This window comes from Actinomadura vinacea, assembly GCF_039532545.1.
GTDB classification, from domain to species: Bacteria; Actinomycetota; Actinomycetes; order Streptosporangiales; family Streptosporangiaceae; genus Spirillospora; species Spirillospora vinacea.
On record NZ_BAAARW010000039.1, the window covers coordinates 460249 to 483258 of the forward strand.

Below are 23010 nucleotides of genomic sequence, written 5' to 3' on the forward strand. Positions count from 1 at the left end.
GTGACCGGACGATACGACGGCGCCCAGGAACTGCACTCATCGGCGGTGGTGTTCAACGCGCTGGACTGCACGCCGCTGGCGTACGCCGACGACGTCTACCACGGCAAGCTGCGCGACTCCGGCGTCACGGCGATCAACCATGCCGTCTCGTACTCGCAGGACCGCGACGGCGCCCTCGCCGCGCTCGCGGGCTGGTCGGCCAAGCTGCGCACCGACCCCGGCCCGCTGGTGCAGGCCGCGGGACTCGCGGACGTGGCCGCCGCCAAGCGGGACGGGAAGATCGCCTGGTTCGTCGGCTTCGAGGACAGCAAGCCGATCGGCGAGGACGTCGGCAACCTGGAGCTGTTCCACCGGCTCGGCCTGCGCTTCCTGGGCCTGACCTACCAGAACCGCAACTTCGCCGGGGACGGCTCGGGCGAGACCGCCAACGCGGGCCTCAGCCGCTTCGGCCGCCGCCTCGTGCGCGAGGCCAACGAGCTGGGCGTGGCGCTCGACCTCTCGCACACCGGGGAGCGCTCCACCCTGGAGACCATCGAGGCGTCCGCCAAGCCCGTGCTCGTCACGCACGCCGGGCTGCGGCACTTCGTCGACAGCCCGCGCAACAAGAGCGACGCGGAGGCGAAGCTGCTCGCCGAGCGCGGCGGCGCGTTCGGGCTCGCCGCCAAGTCCGGCTTCCTGTCGCCGACCGGCCTGACCGACGGCTCCGACCTCGACACCTTCGTCGACAACATCGACTACCTCGTCGAGCTGATCGGCATCGACCACGTCATCGTCGGCACCGACAACGGCGACGAGCGCAAGTACACGCGCGAGGGCATGGCCCGGGTCCGCCGCCTCTACCCGGAGATCCCGATCATCGGGGACGATCTCAACCTCGAGATCGTCCACCCGCGCGGGCTCGGCGACCCCAAGGACCTGCCCAACATCACCGGCGCGCTGCTCCGCCGCGGCTACACCCCCGAGGACGTCCGCAAGATCCTCGGGGAGAACCTGCTGCGCGTCCTCGCGGAAATCTGGTCATGACCCTTTCCATCTGCGTCGTCGGCGCGGGACCGCGGGGGACCGCGGTACTGGAGCGGATCGCCGCCAGCGCGCCGCTGCTGGCGGCCGGGAGGCCCGTCGACGTGCACCTGGTCGACCCGTACCCGCCGGGCGGCGGGCACGTCTGGCAGGTCGACCAGCCCGGCCACCTGCTGATGAACACCGTCGGCGCGGACGCGACCCTGTTCACCGACGACAGCGTGCGGTGCGAGGGACCCGCGGCCGACGGGCCCAGCCTGTACGAGTGGGCGCGTTCGGCGGCGGCCGGCCATCCCGACGCGTCGGTGCGCGCCGAGGCGGCCGGGATGCGGCCCTGGTCGCATCCCACGCGCCGCTTCCAGGGCCACTACCTCGCATGGTTCTTCGAGAGGGTGCGGGCCGGGCTGGCGCCCGAGGTGCGGCTGCACGAGCACCGTACCCGGGCCGTGTCGCTCACCGATCTCGAAGACGGCCGGCAGCTGGTCGCGCTGGAGGACGGCTCCGGGCCGCTGACCGTGGACGGCGTCGTGCTCGCGCTCGGCCACACCGACGTGTGGATGAGCCCGTCCCAGCACGGGCTCGCCGAGTTCGCCGCGCGGAACGGGCTGTTCTACGGCCCCCCGGCCAACCCGCTCGACGCGGACCTCGACGCGGTGCCGGAGGGCGAGCCGCTGCTGGTCAGCGGGCTCGGCATGAACTTCTTCGACTACATGTCGCTGCTGACGGCCGGCCGCGGCGGACGGTTCGTCCCGGTGGACGGGGGGCTGCGCTACGAGCCGTCCGGGCGCGAGCCGGTCTTCTACGCGGGGTCGCGGCGAGGCGTCCCCTACCAGGCCCGGGGCGACTACGGCGCGATGCCGCCGAGCTTCCCCGCCCGCTACTTCGATGACGGCGCCGTCGCCCGGCTGCGGGCGGCCGGCCCCGCCGACTTCCGCCGCGACGCCTGGCCGCTGATCGCCAAGGAGACCGCCTACGTCTATTACTCGACGCTCCTGCGGGAGCGGCCCGAGGCGTGCGCGATGGACGGCTTCCTCACCGCGTTCGACGCGCTCGCCTGGAACGACCCGGCGATGGCCGCGCTGGTCGAGTCGGCGTTCCCCGACGCGGCGGACCGGCTGGACTTCCACGCGCTGGACCGGCCGCTGGACGGCATGTCCTTCACGGACGGGGATTCACCCCATGACGTCGTCGTCGGCCTTCTGCGGACCGACCTGACGAAGGCCCGCAACGCCCCCCGCGACCCGCTCAAGAGGGCGCTGACCGCGCTCGGCGCGTCCCGCGGCAGGGTGCGCCGGCTTGTCGCCCACGGCGGCCTGACCGGCGAGTCGCACCGCCGTGACCTGGACGGATGGTTCCGGGGCTTCGCCGCGTCGCTGTCCAGCGGACCTCCGGTCACCCGCATCGCGGAACTGCTCGCCCTCGCGGACGCCGGCCTGGTCACGTTCGTCGGCGCGGACATGCGGGTGCGCGCCGACCCGGACCGGCGCGCGTTCGTGGCGGGCTCGGACGGTTCGTTCGCGGCCGGCGGCCTGCTGGAGGCGCACCTGCCGCCGCCCGACCTGCGGACCACCGCGGACCCGCTGCTGGGCCGGCTGCGCGAGACCGGAGCCGCCCGCCCGTACGTGATCCCGACGCCGGACGGCCCCGACTACGAGACCGGCGGGCTGGACGTCACGGCCAGCCCGTTCCACGTCATCGACGCCTCGGGACGGCCGCACCCGCGCCGGTTCGCGGTCGGCATCCCGATCGAGTCCGTCCACTGGGGCACCGCGATCGGCGCGAAGCCCCGCTCGAACGCCGTCCTGCTGAGCCAGGCCGACGCGGTCGCCCGCGCGGCGCTGCTGGCGGGCATCACCACCGAGGAGCACCATGCCGCCCGCTGATCCGGTCGAGCTGGAACGCCTGGCCCGCGACAGCCTGCTGGCGCCGGTCCCGGGGCTGAACCGCGATGACCTGCTGCGCGTCGCCGCGCACGCCGCCGCGATCTCCGGAGCCGCGGAGCTGGCGGCCGGGTACGCCGACCTGATCGGCCCGTCGGCGCCGCCGTCCCACGAGGCGCTGCTCGCCTACGCCGAACGGCTCACCGCCGACAGCGTCACCCCTGACGACCTGGCCGGGCTGCGCGATGCCGGGTTCGGTACGGCGGCCATCGTCGCGTTGAGTCAACTCGTCGCGTTCGTGTCGTACGAGGTCCGCGTGGCCGCCGGGCTGCGGGCGCTGGGAGGCGCGCGATGAGGTTCACCACCGACGAGCTGGTCTGGCGGCCCTGGGTGGAGCCGGTGGAGGCTTCGTCCGCGACGCCCGAGCAGGTCGAGGCGCTGGGGGAGACCAAGAAGCCGTCCCCCTATTACCGGGTGCTGGCGCACGTACCCGCCGCGCTGCGTAGCCGTACGCGCTTGTACGACGGCATCATGTACCACCGCGGCGGCCTTCCCCGCGCGGACCGGGAGCTGGCCGCCACCGCCGCATCGATGACCAACGGCTGCGTCTACTGCGTCTCCGTGCACGCCCGGCGGCTCGCCCAGCTCACCAAGGACCCCGGGTTCGTGGCCGGACTGATCGGTGAGAGCCCCGGCGCGCACCTGGACGAGCGGCGGCGCGCCATCGTCGACTTCGCCCGCGCGCTCACCGCCGGACCGTCCGACGTCGGTCCCGCCGGCATCCGCCCGCTGCGCGAGGCCGGGCTCTCCGACGAGGAGATCGAGGACCTCGTCCGGGTGGTGGCCCTCTTCGGCTGGGCCAACCGTCTCATGCAGTCCCTCGGCGCCCCGGAGCCTCAGGGCGGGTAGGGCGCCGCGGTCGCGTATTCAACTATTGACTAGATCACTTGATGTGTTCATTCTGGCGGTCATGGACATGCGCGAGTACGACTCCGACGGTTATGCGATCTTCCGTGACGTGCTGGACGCCGGCCTGGTGCAGGAGGCCGACGAGCACGTCCGGTGGCTTCAGGAGCGCCACCCCGGGCGCAGCGGCGAGGACCTGTCCACCGAGCTGGTCGCCAAGGACCCGTTCTGGGTGCGGCTGGTGTCCGACGACCGCCTGCTCGACATCGCCGAGCGCTTCATCGGCCCCGACATCGCCCTGTTCGCCTCGCACTACATCGCCAAGCCCCCGTACACCGGCAAGGCGGTGCTCTGGCACCAGGACGGCGCCTTCTGGCCGCTGGAGCCGATGAAGGTGGTCACGCTCTGGCTGGCGGTGGATCGCTCCGGCCCGGAGAACGGATGCCTCCGCGTCATCCCGGGCAGCCACCGGGAGGGGATCCACAAGGTGCGCGAGCGCGACGGGGAAGACGCGGTGTTCGGGGTGGAGAGCGATGTCGCCGTGGACGAGTCGCGCGCGGTGGACGTGATCCTGGAGCCCGGTGACGTGGAGGTCCACCATCCCAACATCATGCACGGCAGCAACGCCAACAACTCCCCGAACCGGCGGTGCGGACTGACGATCCGATACATCCCCACCTCGACCCGCATCACCGCCGAGCCGCTGCCTTTCCCCAGCGCGTTGCTGCTGCGCGGTGAACCGGGGGTCAACGAGTACCAGCCGCGGCCGCGCTACGTCGCGGGCGAGCACCTCCCGTTCCGCGGCGCGGAAGACTGGGCGGCCTGATCGGTGAGCGGGGGGAGGAGGGCGCCGGGGTGCCCGACGACCTCGGCGGCCAGGCGGCAGCCCGCCTCGGCGGCGTGCCGGGGGGCGCCGCCCGCGAGCCTGGCCGCCAGGTAGGCGCCGTTGAACGCGTCGCCCGCCGCGGTGGTGTCCACGACCGGCACGTCCGGGACTGCGGGCACGGACACCACCGCCGCGCCGCCGGAGAGCAGGCAGCCGTCCCCGCCCAGCTTGACGGCGATCTCGCGGACGCCCGCGGAACTCAGCCGGCGCACGGTGGCGCGGGCGTCGCGGTCGCCGTGGACGGCCCGGTCGTCCTCGAAGGTGGGCAGCGCGATGTCGGTGTGCCGGAGGACGGCGTCGGCCGCCCGCTTGGCCTCGGCCGCGGAGGCCCAGCCGGCGGCCCGGTAGTTGCTGTCGTAGACGACCAGGCCGCCGCGGCGCCGGGTGTCGGCCAGCACGGCGACCAGCCGTTCCCGGGCCGCTTCGGTGAGGATCGACAGCGTGATCCCCGACAGGTAGACCAGGTCGTGTCCGGCGATCTCCGCGTCCAGCGCGGCGGGCTGCTCGGGGCCGAACAGGCCGCGGGCGGCCGACTCCCGGCGGTAGTGCTGGAAGGTGCGCTCGCCCCGTTCGTCCGTGCGGATCAGGTAGAGGCCCGCTTTGCCGCCCGGCCGTGTCCGGGACAGCGCGTCCCCCACCCCGTAGGTCCGCCAGTGCTCCCGCATCGCGGCGCTGTAGGGGTCGTCGCCGGTCACGGTGGCGAACTGGACGTCCACCTCACCGGGTGCGGCGCTGCGGGCCAGGTAGGCCGCGGTGTTGAAGACGTCTCCCGCGTAGCCGACCGCGAGCCGGTCGGCGGCCAGATGGCGCAGCTCGATCATGCACTCGCCGATCAGTGCCACTCGGGCGGGCTGGGGCAGCCGGATCAGATCATCCACAAGCGCACGATACATCTAGACAATAAGTGATCTAATGACCAGACTCCTCATTGCGCAGATCTTGAGGAGGCCCCCTTGCGAAGAAGATCCCTGCGGAACGGCCTGGCCGCCGTAAGCCTGGCCCTCGGACTGACCCTCGCGCCGTTCGCCCCGGCGCAGGCGGCTCCGCCCAAACCGGTCCCCGCCCCCACGGCCGCCGTCGCGACCGCGAACCTCAAAGCCCCCGACTGTCAGGGCGCCCCCACCCCCGCGTTCCAGAGCACCGCGCCGAACACCCAGCTCAACGGCCTGTTCACCCGGTACGGCAACGACAACTCCAAGGTGAACGACTGGACCGGAGCGGACGGCACCTACTCGACCCAGCTTCCGGACGGGCGGCTGGCCTTCGTCTTCTCCGACACCTTCCTCGGCAGAGCGGACGGCGGCACCCGGTCACCGGTCATATCGGAGGGGGGCACCACCCCGTTCCTCAACAACACCTTCGTCGTCAAGGACGGCGACCGGCTGAGCACCGTCACGGCGGGCACCGCGAACGCGCCCCAATCGATCCTGCCGCAGCGTGACGCCACGCACTGGTTCTGGGCGGGCGACGCCATCACCGCGGGCGGGCTGGTGCAGACCACCTACCAGGAGTACGAGAAGTTCGGCCCGGACATCTGGGACTTCCGCTGGCACCGCAACGTGCTGGCCACGTTCGCGCCCGGCAACCTCTCCAAGCCCACCAGCGTCACGCCGCTGCCGTCCGGTCAGGGCGTCGCCTGGGCCTCCTGGCTGGAGAAGGTCGGCGACCATATCTACATTTACGGTGTGGAGGACCTCGACGGGAGCAAGTACATGCACCTGGCCCGGGTCAAGGGCGATCGCCTGACCGGCCAGTGGGAATACCGCACGGCCGGCGGGGACTGGTCCACGACCGAGGCCGACTCGGCGCGCATCATGTCCGGAGTGGGCAACGAGTACAGCGTCAGCAAGCTCGGCAACGCCTACGTCCTCATCACCCAGGACACCACCACGGCGTTCAGCGCCGACATCGTGGCGTACTTCTCCTGCTCCCCCGAGGGGCCGTTCACCGGCAAGACCAAGATCTACACCACCCCGGAGACCGGCCTGTGGGGCAGCTACGAGAACAAGGACGTCTACACCTACAACGCTCACGCTCATCCTGAGCTGAGCACCGGCAATCGGATCGTGGTCTCCTACAACGTCAACTCGCTCAAGAACACCGACCACTACCGGGACGTGTCCATCTACCGGCCGCGCTTCCTCGACGTGACGTTCCGGTGACCGGCCGGCGCCACCGGCCCTCTCGCAACTGGGGCGCGCGACTCCACGAGATCGTCTGGTCGGGGATGCGGGCCGTCGTGCTGGAGAACGAACTGCTGCGGGTCACCGTCCTGGCGGACAAGGGCGGGGACGTGGCGGAGTTCTGCTACAAGCGGCGCGACATGGACTTCGTCTGGCTGTCGCCGGAGGGGATCCGTGCCCCGCGGGACGTGGCCGGTGGCGCCGCCGACGACGTGGCGGCCTTCCACGACCACTACGAGGGAGGCTGGCAGGAGGCGCTGCCGAACGGCGGCGCCCCGACCATCTACCGGGGCGCGGCGCTGGCCCAGCACGGCGAGGTCGCCGGCCTGCCCTGGGACTACGACATCGCGGCCGACGACCCCGGCGAGGTCGCCGTCCGGCTGACCGTGCGGGCGCGGCGGCTGCCGCTGCGGGTCGTCAAGACGTTCCGGCTGGTCTCGGGCTCGCAGGAGCTGCTGATCGACGAGGAACTGGCCAACGAGGCCGGGGTTCCGCTGGAGGTCATGTGGGGGCACCACATCGTCTTCGGAGCCCCGTTCCTGCGGCCCGGTCACCGCATCAGGCTGCCGGACGGCGTCGAGGTCGTCCCGCACGAGACCGCCATCCATCCGGCGGGCCGGCGGGTCCGTCCGGGCGGGCCGTACCGGTGGCCGGACGTCCCGGCCGACGGCGGGGGCGAGGTGGACCTCAGCGTGGTGCCCGCCCACGGCGAGCTCAGCGAGATCGTCTATCTGACGGGGTTCACCACCGGCTCCTACGAGATCGTCGACCCCGCGGGCGGGCTGGGGCTCGGTGTGCGGTGGGACGCCTCCGTGCTGCCGTACCTGTGGATGTGGCAGGAACTCGGCGCGTCCCTGGACTACCCCTGGTGGGGACGGGCGTACGTGATGGGGCTGGAACCGTTCGCGGGTCGCCCGACCGACGGGCTGGCCGAGGCGGCGGCCAACGGTACGGCCCTCACCCTCGGCCCGCGGGAGGTCCGCACGCTGTGGCTGCGCGCGGCAGTGATCGACCGGCAGTGATCAGACAGGGAGCGCTGATGGGGGAGTTCGACGGCAAGGTCGCCGTGGTCACCGGCGGTTCGCTCGGCATCGGCCGGGCCGTGGTGGAGCGGCTGGCCGGAGACGGGGCGGCGGTGGTGTTCTGCGGCGTGGACGACTCCGTCCGGGAGGCCGAGACGGCTCTGCGGGACAAGGGCCTGGACGTCGCGGGCGTGGTCGCCGACGTCACGGACGCGGCGGCGATGCGGGATCTGGTGGGGCTGGCGGTGACGCGGCACGGCGGGCTGGACACCCTGGTCACCTCGGCCGGGATCCAGCGGTACGGCTCGGTGGAGGAGACCTCCGAGGAGCTGTGGGACGAGGTCCTGTCGGTCAACCTGAAGGGCGTGTTCCTGGCCTGCAAGGCGGCCGTCCACGCGCTGCGCGAGCGCGGCGGCGGGACCATCGTCACCATCTCGTCCGTCCAGGCGTTCACCGCGCAGGACGGGGTCGCCGCGTACACCGCGAGCAAGGCCGCCATCAACGGGCTCACCCGGGCGATGGCGATGGACCACGCCAGGGACGGCATCCGCGCCAACGTGGTGTGCCCCGGTTCGGTGGAGACGCCCATGCTGCGCTGGGCCGCCGACCTCTTCCGGGGCGGGACCTCGCAGGACGAGCAGGTCGCCGCCTGGGGCAGGGCCCATCCGCTGGGCCGGGTCGCGCGTGCCGAGGAGGTCGCCGAGGTGGTGGCGTTCCTGGCCGGGCCGCGCTCGTCGTTCGTCACCGGGGCCGAGCACCGCGTGGACGGCGGCCTGCTCGCCCGCAACCCCGCAGCCCTTCCGGAGGTCTGACGTGCTCACTGCCGAGGTCTTCTTCGACGGCCTGTTCACCACGCCGCGCCTGGATCACCCGGAGGGCGTGGCCGTGCATCCGGACGGCAGCGTGTGGTGCGGCGGCGAGGCGGGCCAGATCTTCCGCATCGACTCCGCGGGCGAGGGCGTCGAGCAGGTGGCCTCGACCGGGGGATTCGTGCTCGGCATCGCCTTCGACGCGGCGGGGACGGCGCTGTTCATCTGCGATATCGCGCATCCGGGCGTGTTCCGGCTCGATCTGGCTTCGGGACGGGTGGAGCTGTTCGCGGACGGTGCGGACGGGCACCGGTTCGTCAACCCCAACTATCCGGTGTTCGACTCGACCGGGGCGCTCTACGTCTCCGACAGCCGTCAGCTGGACCGGCCCGGGCCCGCCGTGTACCGGTTCGACCCGGACGGCACCGGCCAGGTGTGGGACGAACGGCCGATGGCGTTCGCGAACGGCTTGGCGATGGCCCCCGACGAGTCGTCCCTGTACGTGGTGGAGTCGTTCCTGCCCGGCGTGAGCCGCGTCCGGGTACTCCCGGACGGTAGCGCGGGGGAGCGCGACCTGGTGGTCGAACTCCCCGGCACCGTGCCGGACGGGATCGGCTTCGGGCCGGACGGGCTGCTGTACGTGGCGTGCTACGAGCCCAGCCAGGTGCTGCGGCTGGGGCCCGCCGGCGTGGAGGTGGTCGTGCACGATCCCACCGCCCATGTGCTGTGCCATCCGACCAACATCGCCTTCCGCGGCACGACCGCCTTCCTGGCGAACCTGGGGCGCTGGCACATCAGCAGGTTCGAACTCCCCTAGTGGTGAGGAGCCGTATGGATCCCGAACTCGCCGCCGCCGTCGCCGGAATGCCGTACGTCGGGCTGGCGGATCCGGTCAAGGCCCGCGCGGCCATGCGAGAGCTCGTCGCGCACTTGGGGACGCCCGCCGCGGACGAACGGGTCGAGGTCACCGACCGGCGGATTCCAGTTCCGGTCAGGACCTACGTCCCGCGTGAAGCGGCACGGCCTACGCCGGTGCTGGTGTACTTCCACGGCGGCGGGTTCGTCACAGGTGACCTGGAGAACGAGCACCGGCGCTGCCTGGACATCGCCGCCGAGTGCCATATCGCGGTGGTGTCGGTGGACTACCGGCTCGCGCCCGAGCATCCCTTCCCCGCCGGTTTCGACGACTGCTACGAGGCCACGTGCTGGACCCGCGAGCACGCCGCGGAACTCGGGGCGGACCCGTCGCGGCTGGCGGTGGGCGGGGGCAGCGCGGGCGGGGCGCTGGCCGCCGGGGTGGCGCTCAGGGCGCGCGACGAAGGCGGCCCCCCGCTGGCCTTCCAGATGCTGCTGTTCCCCGTGCTGGACGATCGGATGGACACGTCCTCCATGCGGGTCTTCACCGAGCCGCCGCTGTTCAACCGGACCGATGCCGGGCACATGTGGCGTCATTACCTGGGCGGCCAGGCCTCCATGCACGGGGTTCTCAAGCACGGGGCACCGGTGTACGCGGCGCCCGCACGGGCGACGGACCTGACCGGTCTGCCTCCGGCCTATGTGCTGGCCGTCGAGATCGACCCGCTGCGCGACGAGGCGCTCGCGTATGCCCAGCGGCTGATCCAGGCCGGAGTGGCGACCGAGTTGCACCACGTGCCCGGCGCGTACCACGGTTTCGACGGGGTGACCAGCGCGGGTGTGGCCCGGCGGGCGCTTGCCGCCCAGCGGGACGTCCTTCGTCGGGCGCTCTGGACAGCCCGTCCGGATAAGTGATTAGATGACTTACCCAATTCCGTGAACGGGGTAAGTGATGGCATCCCAGGACGTGACCCGGCCCAGCCTGTCCGACACGCTGACCGAACGGCTGCTGGACCTGATCAGCTCCGGCGGGCTCCGTCCGGGCGACCGGCTGCCCTCCGCGCGGGAGCTCTCCCAGCGGTTCGCGGTCACCACGCCGACGCTGCGGGAGGCGCTGCGCCGGCTGGAGGCCACCGGCGCGGTGGAGATGCGGCACGGCTCGGGCATCTACGTCGGCTCCGATCTGGAACGTGTGGTCATCCCCAATCCCAACGTCCGGCGGCTCCAGGGCGACCAGCTCCGGCAGCTGCTGGACGCCCGAATGCTGATCGAGCCGCCGCTGGCCGCTTTCGCGGCCCGCCGCGCCGACCCGGACGACCTGGCCCGGCTGCGCGCGGTGCTGGAGGAGGCCGGCCGCCATCTGGACGGGCGGGACGCCGAGCTGCACGAGGCCAACATGGCGTTCCACCGCGCCGCCGCCCGCGCGGCCGGCAACGCCGTGCTGGGCGAGGTCGTCGACTCGCTGCTGACCGTGCACGCCTCCGAGCAGCGGGAGATACTGCGGATCTTCGACGACCGGAGCCGCGACTACGACGAGCACCAGGCCATCCTCGGCGCCATCGAGCGCGGCGACGCCGGGGCGGCCGAGGAGCTGATGCGCACCCACCTCGCCGACGTCAAGTGCGTCATCGAAGAACGCCTCGGCTGACCTCAGTGGTCCGGGGCCGGCCCCGGACCCGACCCCGAAAAGCGGGACGCACCGCCCCGGCGCAACGGAACCTTGCCGCGGGGCGGGATTTGGGCACCCACCCACCCTCTGAAGGAGGCCCACCAATGAAGCCGTCGAAACGACCGCGGGTCACCGCCCTCTCGATAGGCGCCGCGATGCTCGCGCTGGCCGCCTGCGGCGGCGGTGGATCCGGTGAGAAGAAGACCGAGCTCAAGCTCTACAACGACAAGGGCGGCTGGACGCAGTACTTCGACCAGATGGGGGTCAAGTCCAAGCAGGAGATCGGGCTCGGCATGAAGCCGGTCGGCTACACCGACGAGCCGTCCTACACCGCGTTCATCAAGGCGTCGTTCCGCACCAAGGTGAAACCCGACCTGTTCACCTGGAGCACCGGCGGCCGGCTTGAGGAGATCGTCCGGCAGAAGCAGGTGTCGGACACCACGGCGCTCTGGCAGGAGGCCGTCAAGAACGGCGACCTGACCCAGGCTCTGGCGAAGTACTACACCATCGACGGCAAGCAGTACTGCGTGCCGCTGAACACCGCCTACTGGGGCATGTTCTACGACAAGAAGGTCTTCGCGAAGCACGGGCTGGAACCGCCGAAGACCTGGAACGATCTGATGAAGATCGCCGAGACCCTCAAGTCCAAGGGCCAGGTGCCCTTCCAGCACACCACCCCGACCTCGCTGTTCTCGTTCGTGTGGTTCGAGCAGCTGCTGGCCGGCACCGACCCCGACCTGTACGAGCGGCTGGGCAGCGGCAAGGCGTCCTTCACCGACCCGGGCGTGGTCAAGGTGATGGAGCAGTGGAAGTCCATGATCGACAAGGGCTGGTTCTCCAACCCCGGCGACAAGGCCGACCCCGCCGACCACTTCAAGACCGGCAAGGCCGCCATGGTCTCCTCCGGCACCTGGTTCAACACCAGCATGACCCAGCGCGGCCTCAAGCAGGGCAAGGACTACGGGTTCTTCTTCATCCCCAACGTCGACCCCGCCCTGCCCAAACGGTCGCTGATCTTCGAGAGCGGGCCGCTGTGCTCGCTGCGCAAGGCCGCCGACAGCGAGGCCAGTGCCAAGTACCTCAAGTGGTGGATCTCTCCGGGCGCCCAGGAGCAGTGGGCCAACTCGCGCGGCGACGTGTCCGGCAACCCCAAGGTGAAGGTCGCCGATCCGGATCTGGACCGCATCACCAAGGACGCCGCCGGCGACCAGAACCGGCTGGTGCTGCGCTTCTTCGAGGCGGTGCCCGCGCCGGTGCTCACCGCCGCGCTGGACGGCCTGAGCGGGTTCGTGGTCAAGCCCGACACTTACATGAAGGTGCTCCAGGACATCCAGAAGGCCAACGAGGACTACTGGAAGAACAAGGCGAACGGCGGATGAGCCTGCCATGACCCTCACATCCAAATCGCTTCCCGGCACCCCGGCCCCGCCCGCCCGGCGGCCGGGTGGCCGGGGCAGGGGCCGGGCCCGGAACCGGTTCGCGCTGTTCGGCCGGTTCCGGTTCGGCTTCGTCTCGCCGGCCGTGCTCCTGGTCGCGGTCCTGCTCTACCTGCCGTTCGTATGGACGGCGTACCTGAGCCTGACCCGCTATGACGGGCTCGCCTCGCCGGAGTTCACCGGGCTGGACAACTACGCCCGGCTGCTGGACGACCCGGCTCTGCTGACCTCGATCCGCAACACCCTGCTGTGGGTGCTCGGCACGACGGTGCTGCCGGTGGGCCTCGGCCTGCTGGTGGCCGTCCTGTCGTACGACATCAAGGGCGGCACCTGGTACCGGCTGCCGTTCCTGCTGCCGTACGCGATGTCCGGCGCGGGCCTCGGCATGCTGTGGGGCTTCATCCTCCAGCCGGAAGGCGTGGCCAACCGCGTCCTCGGGTTCCTGGGGATGCCCGGCGCGGACATGGCGTTCCTCGACGACGGGCCGGAGAACACCATCGCCATGATCGTGGTGTGGACCTGGCAGCAGCTCGGGGTCAACATGCTGCTGTTCGTGGTCGGCCTGCAGTCGATCCCGCGCGCCCCGATCGAGGCGGCCCGGATCGACGGCGCCTCCGGCTGGCGGCTGTTCCGGCACGTCACCTGGCCGCTGATGCGCCCGCTGACCACGGTGGTGTTCGGGCTGGCGCTGGTGGCCAGCCTGAAGACCTTCGACGTCGTCTGGGTAATGACTCAGGGCGGCCCGGGCCGGACGTCGGAGACCCTCGCGGTGACCATGTACCGGGACGTGTTCGTGGCCGACGAGTACGGCTACGGCTCGGCGGTCGCGGTGCTGCTGACCACCGTCACGGGCCTGGCCTCCTATCTCTACATGCGTCGCCAGATCGGCAAGGAGGTCCGCTGATGCGACCGGTGCGGCACGGGGTGCTGGCCCTGCTCGGCCTGCTGTGGCTCGCCCCCACCTACCTGATCCTCGCGAACGCGCTGCGTCCGGTCGACGCCTACGACCCGGAGGAGGCGGCCAAGCCCCCGACGGACTTCGCGCTGTTCGCCAACCTCGGCGAGGTGTGGGAACGCACCGAGCTGGGACCGGGCATGGTCAGCTCGCTGCTCTACAGCGTGGCGTCCCCGGCGGTGGCGGTGCTGGTAGGCGCGCTGGCGGGGTACGCGATCGTGGTCCTGCGGCTGCGGCGCGGCTTCCTGTGGTTCATGCTGATCTACGGCGGGTCGGCCTTCCCGCTGCAGATGCTGGTGGTGCCGCTGTTCGTCGGCTACAGCCAGACGTCGCTGTACGACACCCGGTTCGGCATGATGCTGGTCTACACCGCGGTCAGCGTGCCGCTGGCCGCGCTGGTGATGCGCAACTTCTTCGGCGGCATCGCCGTCTCGGTCTTCGAGGCGGCGCGCATGGACGGCGCCTCCACCCTGCGCATCTTCTGGAAGATCTACCTGCCGCTGTCGTGGACCGCGCTGGCGGCGGTGTTCATCCTGGAGTTCACCTACATTTGGAACGACCTGCTGTTCGGGCTGACGCTCACGCAGTCCGAGGGCGTGCGGCCGGCGATGACCGAGCTGGCGGCGCTCACCACCGACGTGCACGCGGGCACCCCGGTGCCGGTCGCGCTGGCCGCCGGCCTGGTCGTGTCGCTTCCCACCATCGCGGTATTCCTGCTGACACAGCGGTTGTTCACCCGTGGCCTCACGCTGGCCCAGATCTGACGAGGGACATCGATGACCAGTCGCCTGTTGCAGTCCAGCCTGGGCGCGCCCGACTACGACGGCATCCGCGAGGCGCTGCGCGACGACACCTCCACCGAGGTCCTGGCGGTGCGAGGACTGTCGGTGCGGGCCGACACCCCGCCGCTGTTCCGCCGGGACGAGGCCGGGACGATGCGGCAGGCGGTGCGCGTCACGGCGGCTCCGGGCCTGGACCTCGCCCTGGAGACCGGCGACGGCGCCCCGGTCGCCACCGGCCGGACGTCCGACGCCGGAACGGCCACACTGCTGGTCCCGGAGGGCGCCGGCCGCTACACCCTGCGGGTCCACGACGCGCAGGGGCTGGTGGGGGCCGCGCCGCTGGACGTCGCTCCGCAGCGCAAGTGGAACGTCTTCGTCGTGCACCACTCCCACCTGGACATCGGCTACACCGACCCGCAGGGCACGGTGCTGCGCCACCACCTGGACTACCTGGACGCGGCGGTGCGGCTCAGCCGCCAGACCGACGACTGGGCCGACGACGCCAGATTCCGCTGGTCGGTGGAATCGTCGCTGCCCGCGCTGCGCTGGCTGGAGGCACGTCCCGAGGAGATGGTGGCCGAGTTCGCCGAACGGTGCCGGGCCGGCCGGATCGAGGTCACCGCCTTCCCGATGCAGCTGCACACCGAGGCGTGCTCGGCCGAGGAGCTGTACCGGCAGCTGCGTTTCGTGGAGGAGCTCCGGGAGCGGTACGGCATCGGGGTGCGCTCGGCGATGCACACCGACATCCCCGGCGCCGTCGTCGGAGTCGTGGACGCGCTGAACGCCGCCGGAGTGCGCTACCTGGCGGCCGCGCACAACTGGGCCGGACGCTCGGTCCCGTACATCACCGGCGGCGACGCGCTGCACCGCCCGTTCCGGTGGCGGGCTCCTTCGGGACGTGAACTGATCGTGTGGTTCACCGACACCCCGCACGGCATGGCCTACATGGAGGGCAACACCGTCGGCCTGGTCGACTCCTACGAGCTCGCCGAGGACCTGCTGCCGCGCTACCTGGACTCGCTGTCCGCGCGTCCCTATCCGTACGGGCCGGGGACGTTCGGCTGGTACGCGGCCCCCGGCCAGGTGGGGGCGGCCAAGGACCCCGACGCGCTGGACGTCGTCCACCTGCGGGTGCAGGGAGCGCACGCCGACAACGCGGGACCGTCCATCATGCCGTCGGAGGTGGCGCGCAGGTGGAACGAGACCTGGGACTACCCCCGGGTGCGCATCGCGACCAACGCCGAGTTCTTCGAATACGTCGAAGAGCACCACGGCGACCGTCTCCAGGTCCATGAAGGCGACTGGACCGACTGGTGGGCCGACGGGCTCGGCTCGGGAGCGCGCCCCCTCGGATACGTACGGCGTGCACAGAACATACTGCGGGCCGCCGAGACCCTGCACACGCTGTCGGACGCCCGCAGCGGACAGCGCGACGACGCCGCGATCGCCGGCATCGACGAGGCGTACGACAAGGCGGCGCTGTTCGACGAGCACACCTGGGGCGCGGCCAACCCCTGGGAGGACGCCGAGGAGGCCGGCGACTCGGGCGGCCTGCAGTGGAACCGCAAGTCGTCGGTGGCCTACCAGGCGTACGACGACGCCGCCGACCTCCTGCAGGCGGGAGCGCGACGTTTCGGGGCGACGTGCGGACGCGGCGCGGACGCGCTCGCCTCGTTCGTCGTGTTCAACCCGTCCGGCACGGCCCGCACCGACGTGGTCCGGGCGTTCCTCCCCCGTGACGTGGTGGCCGTATCGGCGCCGATCGCGCTGGTGGACGCGCGGACCGGTGACCGGGTGCCCCACCGTGAGGAGGAGGTCGACCCGGACGAGTGGCCGACCCGCCCCATCGGCCGCCACCTGGAGGCGGTGCTGCCCGACGTGCCGGGCCTCGGCTACGTGCGCCTCGACGTCGTGCGGGCCGAGGCCGGCCCCGTCGTCGAGGACCTCGGCCGCGACGGCGTCCTGTCGAACGAGCACTTCCGCGTGACCTATGACGCGGCGGCGGGCCACATCGCCTCGCTGTTCGACAAGGCCGCCGGGCGCGAGCTGGTCAACCCCCTCGCCGCCGCCGGGTTCGGCCAGTACATCTACGACCGGTACGCCACCGCGCCGCACTTCAACCACATGTCCGGGCACATGCTCGTCCACGACAAGACGCTGCTGGGGGACCGGGCGATCGGCCGGCACGCCGTCATCACGCGCTGCGAGCGCACGCCCGCCGGTGAACGCCTGGTCGCCGAGTTGCACGGCAAGGGCGTCGACTGGCTCCGGATGACGTTGGACCTGTACGCGGGAGTGCCCCGCCTGGATCTGCGCTGCCGGCTCGCCAAGCAGGGGACCTCCGCCAAGGAGGCGGTGTTCTTCTCCTTCCCGTTCGCCGTCGACGCGCCGCCGTCCGCCTGGGAACTGACCGGCGGGGTGGGCGGCACGGAGGTGCCGAGCGTGCCGGGGTCGGCCGAGCACATGCGGCCGATCCGGCACTGGGTCGCCTTCGAGGACCCCGAACTCACGGTGGCGTGGGCCACGCTGGAGGCGCCGCTGGTGCAGTTCGGCTCCATCCACATGCCGTACGCGCCGTTCCCGCCCACGCTCGATCACGAGCCGGCGACGGTCTACTCGTGGGCGCTCAACAACATCTGGGACACCAACTTCCCGTCCCAGCAGCAGGGCGAGACGACCTTCCAGTACGCCGTCTCGTCTGCGGCGGGCGTATCGGGGCGCCGTCTGGGGGCCGCCACCGCCGCCGGCCTGACCGACCCGTTCGTCGCGACCCTGGCCACGGGCGCGGACGGCGCGGGCACGGACGGCGCGGGCGCGACCGGCGTGTTCGTCTCGGTGGACGACCCGGACGTGCTGGTCACCTCGATTGGGCGTTCCCGGCACGGGCATCAGCTGCTCGTACGGATGCGGTCGCTGGCCGCCGGACCGGTCGAGGCCGGTCTCCGGGTGCCGGGCGCCCGGCGGGCATGGATCAGCGGGGGCCTCGAACGCGATCCGCGCGAGCTTCCGGTACAGGACGGCGAGATCACCGTGCGCCTGCCCGGCTGCGCGGTCGCCGCCGTCGCCGTCGCGCTTTGAATCGAGATCGGGGAACCGAAGTGAAGATCACCGACATCCGGGCCACCACGGTCGCGCTGCCTCTGGAGGCGCCCCTGCTGCACAGCAACGGCGCGCACTGGGGCCGCTTCGTCCGCACCATCGTGGAGGTGGAGACCGACAACGGCCTGATCGGCCTCGGCGAGCTGGGCGGCGGGGGGCAGAGCGCCGAACAGCAGGTGACCGCGCTGCGCGCCTACCTGGAGGGGCATGACCCGTTCGAGCTGGAGGCCCTGCGCTTCAAGATCGCGAACCCGACGGCCGGGCTCTACAACAACCGGGTCCAGCTGCTGGCCGCCGTCGAGTTCGCCTGCATCGACCTGATCGGACAGCACCTGAACGTGCCCGCCCACGACCTGCTGGGCGGGCGGATCCGCGACAGCGTCCCCTTCGCGTCCTACCTGTTCTTCCGTTACCCGGGACCGGACGCGCCGGAGGTCCGCACGCCGGAGCAGCTGGTGTCCCATGCCCGCGGGCTGAAGGCGGAGCACGGCTTCAGCGTGCACAAGCTCAAGGGCGGGGTGTTCCCCCCGGCCTACGAGCTGGAGTGCTACCGGGCCCTGGCCGCCGCGTTCCCCGGCGACCGGCTGCGGTACGACCCCAACTCGGTGCTCTCCCTGGACGAGGCCACCCGCTTCGGCAACGCCATCGCGGACCTCGACAACGACTATTTCGAAGACCCGGTGTTCGGCCTGGAAGGGCTCCACCTGCTCCGCGAACGGGTCGGCCTGCCGCTGGCGACCAACACGGTCGTGGTCAACTTCGAGCAGCTCGCCGCGAACGTGATGCGCCGCGGCGTGGACGTGGTGCTGCTCGACACCACGTTCTGGGGAGGCATCCGAGCCTGTCTCAAGGCCGCCGCCGTCTGCGAGACCTTCCAGCTGGGCGTCGCCGTCCACTCTTCGGGAGAACTGGGCATCCAGCTGGCGACGATGCTCCACCTCGGCGCCGTCCTGCCCAACCTCACCTATGCGGCCGACGCGCACTACCACCACCTGGCCGACGACGTCATCGAGGGCGGCAAGCTGACGTACGTCGACGGCCGGATCCGCGTCCCGACCGGTCCCGGTCTGGGCGTGCGCCTGGATCGCGAGAAGCTGGCCAAGTACGCGGCCCTCTACCAGGAGCTGGGCGGCTACCCCTATGACCGGGACCCGGGCCGCCCCGGTTGGTACCCCACCGTCCCCAACCAGAACTGGGCGGACCCCGAACTCCCCCTCCGCCCCATCTCCTGACCGTGATGGGCAAGACGATGACCCCCGATGGCAGCTGCCACGGGGGTCACCGTGTGAGCGAGGACTAGCGGTCGCCGGGGCGGCGGGCCCCTGGGATCACGGCTGCGTGAAGACGTAGGTGGCGCTGACGTTGACGTTGCTGAAGCAGAGACCGCCCGACCCGGTGACGGGCACCCTGGTGAAGGTGGCGGTCGCGGGGGGAGCGGCGCCGGTGTAGGGGCCGCTCAGGTTGCCGGTGTAGGTGCAGCCGAGGGCGGTCATCTTGAAGCCGTTGATGGCGGCGGTGCCACTGGTCGGGCTGCTGCTGGTGAAGCTTCCGCTCCAGGGGAAACCGGTCGGGGTGACCGTGACGCCGCATCCGGTGGCGGTGGCCGAGGTGACGGAGAACGAGCCCGTACTGGTGATGGAGCCGCGCAGGGTGGAACCGCTGCAGGTGGCCACGACGGTGTCATTCACCCTGACCACCAGGCTGTTGGCGTTGGCCGTGGCCGTGAAGGTGCCGTTCGTCCAGGCCAGGGCAGGGGCGGCCGTCAAGGTGACGGCGGCGGTGGAGACCGCGGCGAGCGCGGCCAGCTTCGCTACGCGAGACATGTCGTCTCTCTTTCTGGAGTGGGCGCGTGAACACCCGGGGTGGGATGGTCGGCAACGGCCGACGATGTTCGCCTCCCGCCCATCTCGAGTGGGCGGAGATTGGCCCCGCGCGCCTCGGGGACCGGTCGGTGTCGGATCAGCGGCTCCGGTCACGGAACCCGGCGTCCCCTCCCCTCGCCGGAGTGGAATTTCAACGTGAACGTAAGCAGCATTCGCCGGCCGGTCAATGCACAAGCGCTAGGTTGGTATGGCCGGATTGTGACAGGCGATGTGGTGGTGGCCGTCCGATTTCGTGCGCTTCCGTCCGAGGGGTGGTCCGAGCGGCCGGAACCCGCCTTGGATGGACGTGCGGACCTCAGCGGGGGCGAGGTCCGTGATCACCCGACACGGCCTTCGGGAGAGTGCGGCCGTTAGGTTCGTTGCGTGGAGACGGTTGTGGCGAGGGGCGTGTGGCTGTACGACGACGTGGTGCCGACAACGGTCCGGGTGGTGATGCTCGACTACGACTTCTGGTACGAGGTCGGCGTGGCCGACGGCGAAGCGGGGCCGGACGAGACCGCGGAGCTGAACGACGAAGGGCGGCTGTACTACGTCCGGCATCGCCCTGGATGGCGGGCGGGGGAGCCGTTCTGGCCGGACTCGCAAGGGTTCCACACGCTGGACGAGGCCATCGCCGCCGCGGAGTCGGCCGTGCCCGGCAGGATCGAGTGGCGGTAGGAGCAGGCCGCGGCGGTGCCTGAGGACGTCCAGGCCGGCCACCGCGGGCCGGCCTGGACATCGGGATCAGACGAGGTCGAACCGGTCGAGGTTCATCACCTTGTCCCACGCCGAGACGAAGTCGTGCACGAACTTCTCCCGGGCGTCGTCGCTCGCGTAGACCTCGGCGAGCGCGCGCAGCTCCGAGTTCGAGCCGAAGAGGAGGTCGACGCGGCTGCCGGTCCACTTGACCTCGCCCGTGGCGTCGCGGCCCTCGAAGGTCTCCGCGTCCTCGGACGTCGGCTTCCACGTCGTGCCCAGCTCGAGCAGGTTGACGAAGAAGTCGTTGGTCAGCGACCCGGGGGCGGTGGTGAGGACGCCGAGCTGCGACTGCTTGTGATTCGCGCCCAGCACCCGGAGACCGCCGACGAGGACCGTCATCTCGGGCGCGCTCAGGGTCAGCAGGTTCGCCTTGTCGATCAGGAGGAACTCGGCCGGGTACCGCTGGGCCTTCCCGAGGTAGTTGCGGAACCCGTCCGAGCCCGGCTCCATCGCGGCGAAGGACTCCACGTCGGTCTGCTCCTGCGACGCGTCCGTGCGGCCCGGGGTGAAGGGGACCTCGATGTCGTGGCCGGCGGTCTTGGCCGCCTGCTCGACGGCGGCGCACCCGCCGAGCACGATCAGGTCGGCGAGCGAGACCTGCTTGCCGCCGGTCTGGCCGGTGTTGAAGGCCTCCTGGACGCCCTCCAGGGTGCGCAGCACCGTCGCCAGCTGGTCGGGGTCGTTGACCTCCCAGTTGTTCTGCGGCTCGAGGCGGATGCGCGCGCCGTTGGCGCCGCCGCGCTTGTCGCTGCCGCGGAACGACGAGGCCGCCGCCCACGCGGTGGAGACCAGCTGGGAGACCGACAGCCCCGACGCGAGGATCCGGCCCTTGAGGTCGGCGATGTCCTCGGCGCCGATGAGCTCGTGCGTCGCCGCCGGGACGGGGTCCTGCCACAGCAGCGTCTCGGCCGGGACCTCCGGGCCGAGATAGCGCGCGATCGGCCCCATGTCGCGGTGGGTCAGCTTGTACCACGCCCGGGCGAAGGCGTCCGCGAACTCGTCGGGGTTCTCCAGGAAGCGCCGCGAGATCGGCTCGTAGACCGGGTCCATGCGGAGCGCGAGGTCGGTCGTCAGCATCGTCGGGGCGTGGCGCTTCGACGGGTCGTGCGCGTCGGGGACGGTGCCCGCGCCCGCGCCGTCCTTCGGCCGCCACTGGTTCGCCCCGGCCGGGCTCTTCGTGAGCTCCCACTCGTACCCGAAGAGGATCTCGAAGAAGCTGTTGTCCCAGGTGATCGGGGTGTTCGTCCAGATGCCCTCGAGCCCGCTGGTGATCGCGTCCCCGCCCTTGCCGGTGCCGAAGGCGTTCGTCCAGCCCAGGCCCTGCGCCTCGAGGGGCGCCGCCTCCGGCTCCGGGCCGACGTACTGGTCGGCGTCGCCGGCACCGTGCGTCTTGCCGAAGGTGTGACCGCCGGCGACCAGGGCGACCGTCTCCTCGTCGTTCATCGCCATGCGGCGGAACGTCTCGCGGATGTCCCGGGCGGCCGCGATCGGGTCCGGGTTGCCGTTCGGCCCCTCCGGGTTGACGTAGATGAGCCCCATCTGGACCGCGCCAAGGGGGGTCTCGAGCTCCCGGTCGCCGGTGTAGCGCTCGTCGGCGAGCCAGGTGCTCTCGGGGCCCCAGTAGACGTCCTCCTCGGGCTCCCAGACGTCCTCACGGCCACCGGCGAAGCCGAAGGTCTTGAAGCCCATCGACTCCAGCGCGACGTTGCCGGCCAGGATCATCAGGTCGGCCCACGAGATCTTCTGGCCGTACTTGGCCTTGACCGGCCACAGCAGCCGGCGGGCCTTGTCGAGGTTCCCGTTGTCCGGCCAGCTGTTGAGGGGCGCGAAGCGCTGCTGGCCGGCGCCGCCGCCGCCACGACCGTCGCTGATGCGGTAGGTGCCCGCGCTGTGCCACGCCATCCGGATCATGAACGGGCCGTAGTGCCCGAAGTCCGCCGGCCACCAGTCCTGGGAGGTCGTCAGCACCTCCGCGATGTCCTGCTTCACGGCGGCGAGGTCGAGGCTCTTGAACGCCTCGGCGTAGTCGAACTCCGCGCCGAGCGGGTTGGCCACGACGGGGTTCTTGGCGAGGATCCTCAGGTTGAGCCGGTTCGGCCACCAACCGCGGTTGCCGCCGCCCTGGGTGGGGTGCGGGGCGCGTCCGTGCGCGACCGGGCACCCGCCTCCGCTCTCGGCGTTCGTGTCGTATGCGGTGGTGTTCTCGGACATGTGCTTCCTCCAGGGTTAGGCGGGGTGGATCAGGAACTCTGGACGGTGGAACAGTCGGGGCACCGGCCCCAGTAGATGACCTCGGCCTCGTCGATCGAGAAGCCGCGGTCGTCGGACGCGGTCAGGCAGGGCGCCCCGCCGACGGCGCAGTCGACGTCGGCGATGGCGCCGCACGACCGGCACACGACGTGGTGGTGGTTGTCCCCGATCCGCGACTCGTAGCGCGCCACGGAGCCGGACGGCTGGATGCGCCGCACCAGCCCCGCCGCCGTCAGCGCGTGCAGCGAGTCGTAAACGGTCTGGTGCGACACTTTCGGGAGGTCCCTGCGCACCGCGCCGATGATCGAGTCCGTGTCGGCGTGCGGATGCGCGTGCACCGCGCTCAACACCGCGACCCGGGGACGGGTCACGCGCAAGGCGGCCCCGCGCAGCATCTGCCGGAAGTCCAAGGGCGTGGCCACGTCCCACAGACTGGCCCATTTTCTGGAATCAGTCAAGAAACGCGCTCTCCATGTTCAGGTCAAGATCGGGCTCCACGCGGCAGGCCGCCGCCCTTCGGAGCGCCCGCGCCATCGCCGCCGTGCTCCCCGACAGCCGGCACCGCGGGCGGACGGGCCGCGGGGGAACGCGCCCCCGCCGAGGAGAACTCCGTGGCATTCGGGTCGTCCCCGTCACC

Annotated in this window: 21 protein-coding genes; 17 read left to right on the plus strand and 4 right to left on the minus strand. The window is 71.3% G+C overall.

The annotated features are described in order from the left end of the window. From ABD340_RS43400 to ABD340_RS43420, 5 genes are read left to right on the plus strand one after another with little or no spacing between them, the layout of a single operon-like run. Positions 1-1023, plus strand: a complete 1023-nt coding sequence (locus ABD340_RS43400; protein WP_344597446.1) for a dipeptidase — start codon at positions 1-3, stop codon at positions 1021-1023. Then, positions 1020-2903, plus strand: a complete 1884-nt coding sequence (locus tag ABD340_RS43405; protein ID WP_344597448.1) for an FAD/NAD(P)-binding protein — start codon at positions 1020-1022, stop codon at positions 2901-2903. Before ABD340_RS43400 ends, ABD340_RS43405 begins: the two co-directional genes overlap by 4 nt. Further along, entirely contained in the window at positions 2890-3255 is a 366-nt protein-coding gene (locus ABD340_RS43410) for a hypothetical protein (RefSeq protein WP_344597450.1), read from the plus strand. The genes ABD340_RS43405 and ABD340_RS43410 overlap by 14 nt, the downstream gene beginning before the upstream one ends. Beyond that, positions 3252-3809 (plus strand): peroxidase-related enzyme, encoded by a 558-nt coding sequence (locus ABD340_RS43415; RefSeq protein ID WP_344597452.1) that lies wholly within the window; start codon positions 3252-3254, stop codon positions 3807-3809. Before ABD340_RS43410 ends, ABD340_RS43415 begins: the two co-directional genes overlap by 4 nt. Before the next feature lie 43 nt (positions 3810-3852). Beyond that, on the plus strand, positions 3853-4632 hold the full coding sequence (locus tag ABD340_RS43420; protein ID WP_344597453.1) for a phytanoyl-CoA dioxygenase family protein: 780 nt from the start codon (positions 3853-3855) through the stop codon (positions 4630-4632). On the opposite strand, the gene ABD340_RS43425 is transcribed toward ABD340_RS43420, so the two are convergent. After that, entirely contained in the window at positions 4578-5570 is a 993-nt protein-coding gene (locus ABD340_RS43425; protein WP_344597455.1) for a sugar kinase, read from the minus strand. The genes ABD340_RS43420 and ABD340_RS43425 overlap by 55 nt on opposite strands. Positions 5571-5645: 75 nt before the next feature. Here ABD340_RS43425 and ABD340_RS43430 point away from each other — a divergent pair, with 75 nt between their 5' ends. The 11 genes from ABD340_RS43430 (at position 5646) to ABD340_RS43480 (ending at position 18734) form a co-directional block, all read left to right on the plus strand. After that, on the plus strand, positions 5646-6854 hold the full coding sequence (locus ABD340_RS43430; protein ID WP_344597456.1) for a glycoside hydrolase family 183 protein: 1209 nt from the start codon (positions 5646-5648) through the stop codon (positions 6852-6854). After that, positions 6851-7897, plus strand: coding sequence for a DUF4432 family protein (locus ABD340_RS43435; RefSeq protein WP_344597458.1), 1047 nt, complete (start codon positions 6851-6853; stop codon positions 7895-7897). Before ABD340_RS43430 ends, ABD340_RS43435 begins: the two co-directional genes overlap by 4 nt. Positions 7898-7914: 17 nt before the next feature. Beyond that, positions 7915-8709, plus strand: a complete 795-nt coding sequence (locus tag ABD340_RS43440; protein ID WP_344597459.1) for an SDR family NAD(P)-dependent oxidoreductase — start codon at positions 7915-7917, stop codon at positions 8707-8709. Position 8710: 1 nt separating this feature from the next. Next, on the plus strand, positions 8711-9523 hold the full coding sequence (locus tag ABD340_RS43445) for an SMP-30/gluconolactonase/LRE family protein (protein WP_344597460.1): 813 nt from the start codon (positions 8711-8713) through the stop codon (positions 9521-9523). A 14-nt stretch (positions 9524-9537) separates the two neighbouring features. Next, on the plus strand, positions 9538-10476 hold the full coding sequence (locus ABD340_RS43450; RefSeq protein ID WP_344597462.1) for an alpha/beta hydrolase: 939 nt from the start codon (positions 9538-9540) through the stop codon (positions 10474-10476). Positions 10477-10513: 37 nt separating this feature from the next. Further along, the gene (locus ABD340_RS43455; protein WP_344597463.1) at positions 10514-11209 is read left to right on the plus strand and encodes a FadR/GntR family transcriptional regulator; all 696 of its coding nucleotides are present in this window, start codon (positions 10514-10516) and stop codon (positions 11207-11209) included. A gap of 125 nt (positions 11210-11334) precedes the next feature. Beyond that, positions 11335-12609, plus strand: coding sequence for an ABC transporter substrate-binding protein (locus tag ABD340_RS43460; protein ID WP_344597464.1), 1275 nt, complete (start codon positions 11335-11337; stop codon positions 12607-12609). Between the two features lie 7 nt (positions 12610-12616). Next, positions 12617-13570 (plus strand): carbohydrate ABC transporter permease, encoded by a 954-nt coding sequence (locus tag ABD340_RS43465; protein WP_344597466.1) that lies wholly within the window; start codon positions 12617-12619, stop codon positions 13568-13570. After that, positions 13570-14385: a carbohydrate ABC transporter permease gene (locus tag ABD340_RS43470; protein WP_344597468.1), complete on the plus strand. Its 816-nt coding sequence runs from the start codon at positions 13570-13572 to the stop codon at positions 14383-14385. The genes ABD340_RS43465 and ABD340_RS43470 overlap by 1 nt, the downstream gene beginning before the upstream one ends. A gap of 12 nt (positions 14386-14397) precedes the next feature. Beyond that, positions 14398-17481 carry a glycoside hydrolase family 38 N-terminal domain-containing protein gene (locus ABD340_RS43475; RefSeq protein WP_344597470.1) on the plus strand — a complete coding sequence of 1028 codons (3084 nt, stop codon included), beginning with the start codon at positions 14398-14400 and terminating at the stop codon, positions 17479-17481. A 20-nt stretch (positions 17482-17501) separates the two neighbouring features. After that, complete coding sequence (locus ABD340_RS43480; RefSeq protein ID WP_344597472.1) at positions 17502-18734, plus strand: enolase C-terminal domain-like protein; 1233 nt, start codon at positions 17502-17504, stop codon at positions 18732-18734. A gap of 96 nt (positions 18735-18830) precedes the next feature. Here the strand turns inward: ABD340_RS43480 and ABD340_RS43485 are convergent, their stop codons facing one another. Continuing rightward, complete coding sequence (locus ABD340_RS43485; protein ID WP_344597474.1) at positions 18831-19325, minus strand: hypothetical protein; 495 nt, start codon at positions 19323-19325, stop codon at positions 18831-18833. Between the two features lie 423 nt (positions 19326-19748). Here ABD340_RS43485 and ABD340_RS43490 point away from each other — a divergent pair, with 423 nt between their 5' ends. Then, the gene (locus tag ABD340_RS43490) at positions 19749-20042 is read left to right on the plus strand and encodes a hypothetical protein (RefSeq protein WP_344597476.1); all 294 of its coding nucleotides are present in this window, start codon (positions 19749-19751) and stop codon (positions 20040-20042) included. Positions 20043-20108: 66 nt separating this feature from the next. On the opposite strand, the gene katG is transcribed toward ABD340_RS43490, so the two are convergent. Continuing rightward, positions 20109-22334, minus strand: a complete 2226-nt coding sequence (gene katG, locus ABD340_RS43495; RefSeq protein ID WP_344597478.1) for a catalase/peroxidase HPI — start codon at positions 22332-22334, stop codon at positions 20109-20111. 29 nt (positions 22335-22363) lie between these two features. Then, positions 22364-22768 (minus strand): Fur family transcriptional regulator, encoded by a 405-nt coding sequence (locus ABD340_RS43500; RefSeq protein ID WP_344597561.1) that lies wholly within the window; start codon positions 22766-22768, stop codon positions 22364-22366. Positions 22769-23010 lie beyond the last annotated feature (242 nt).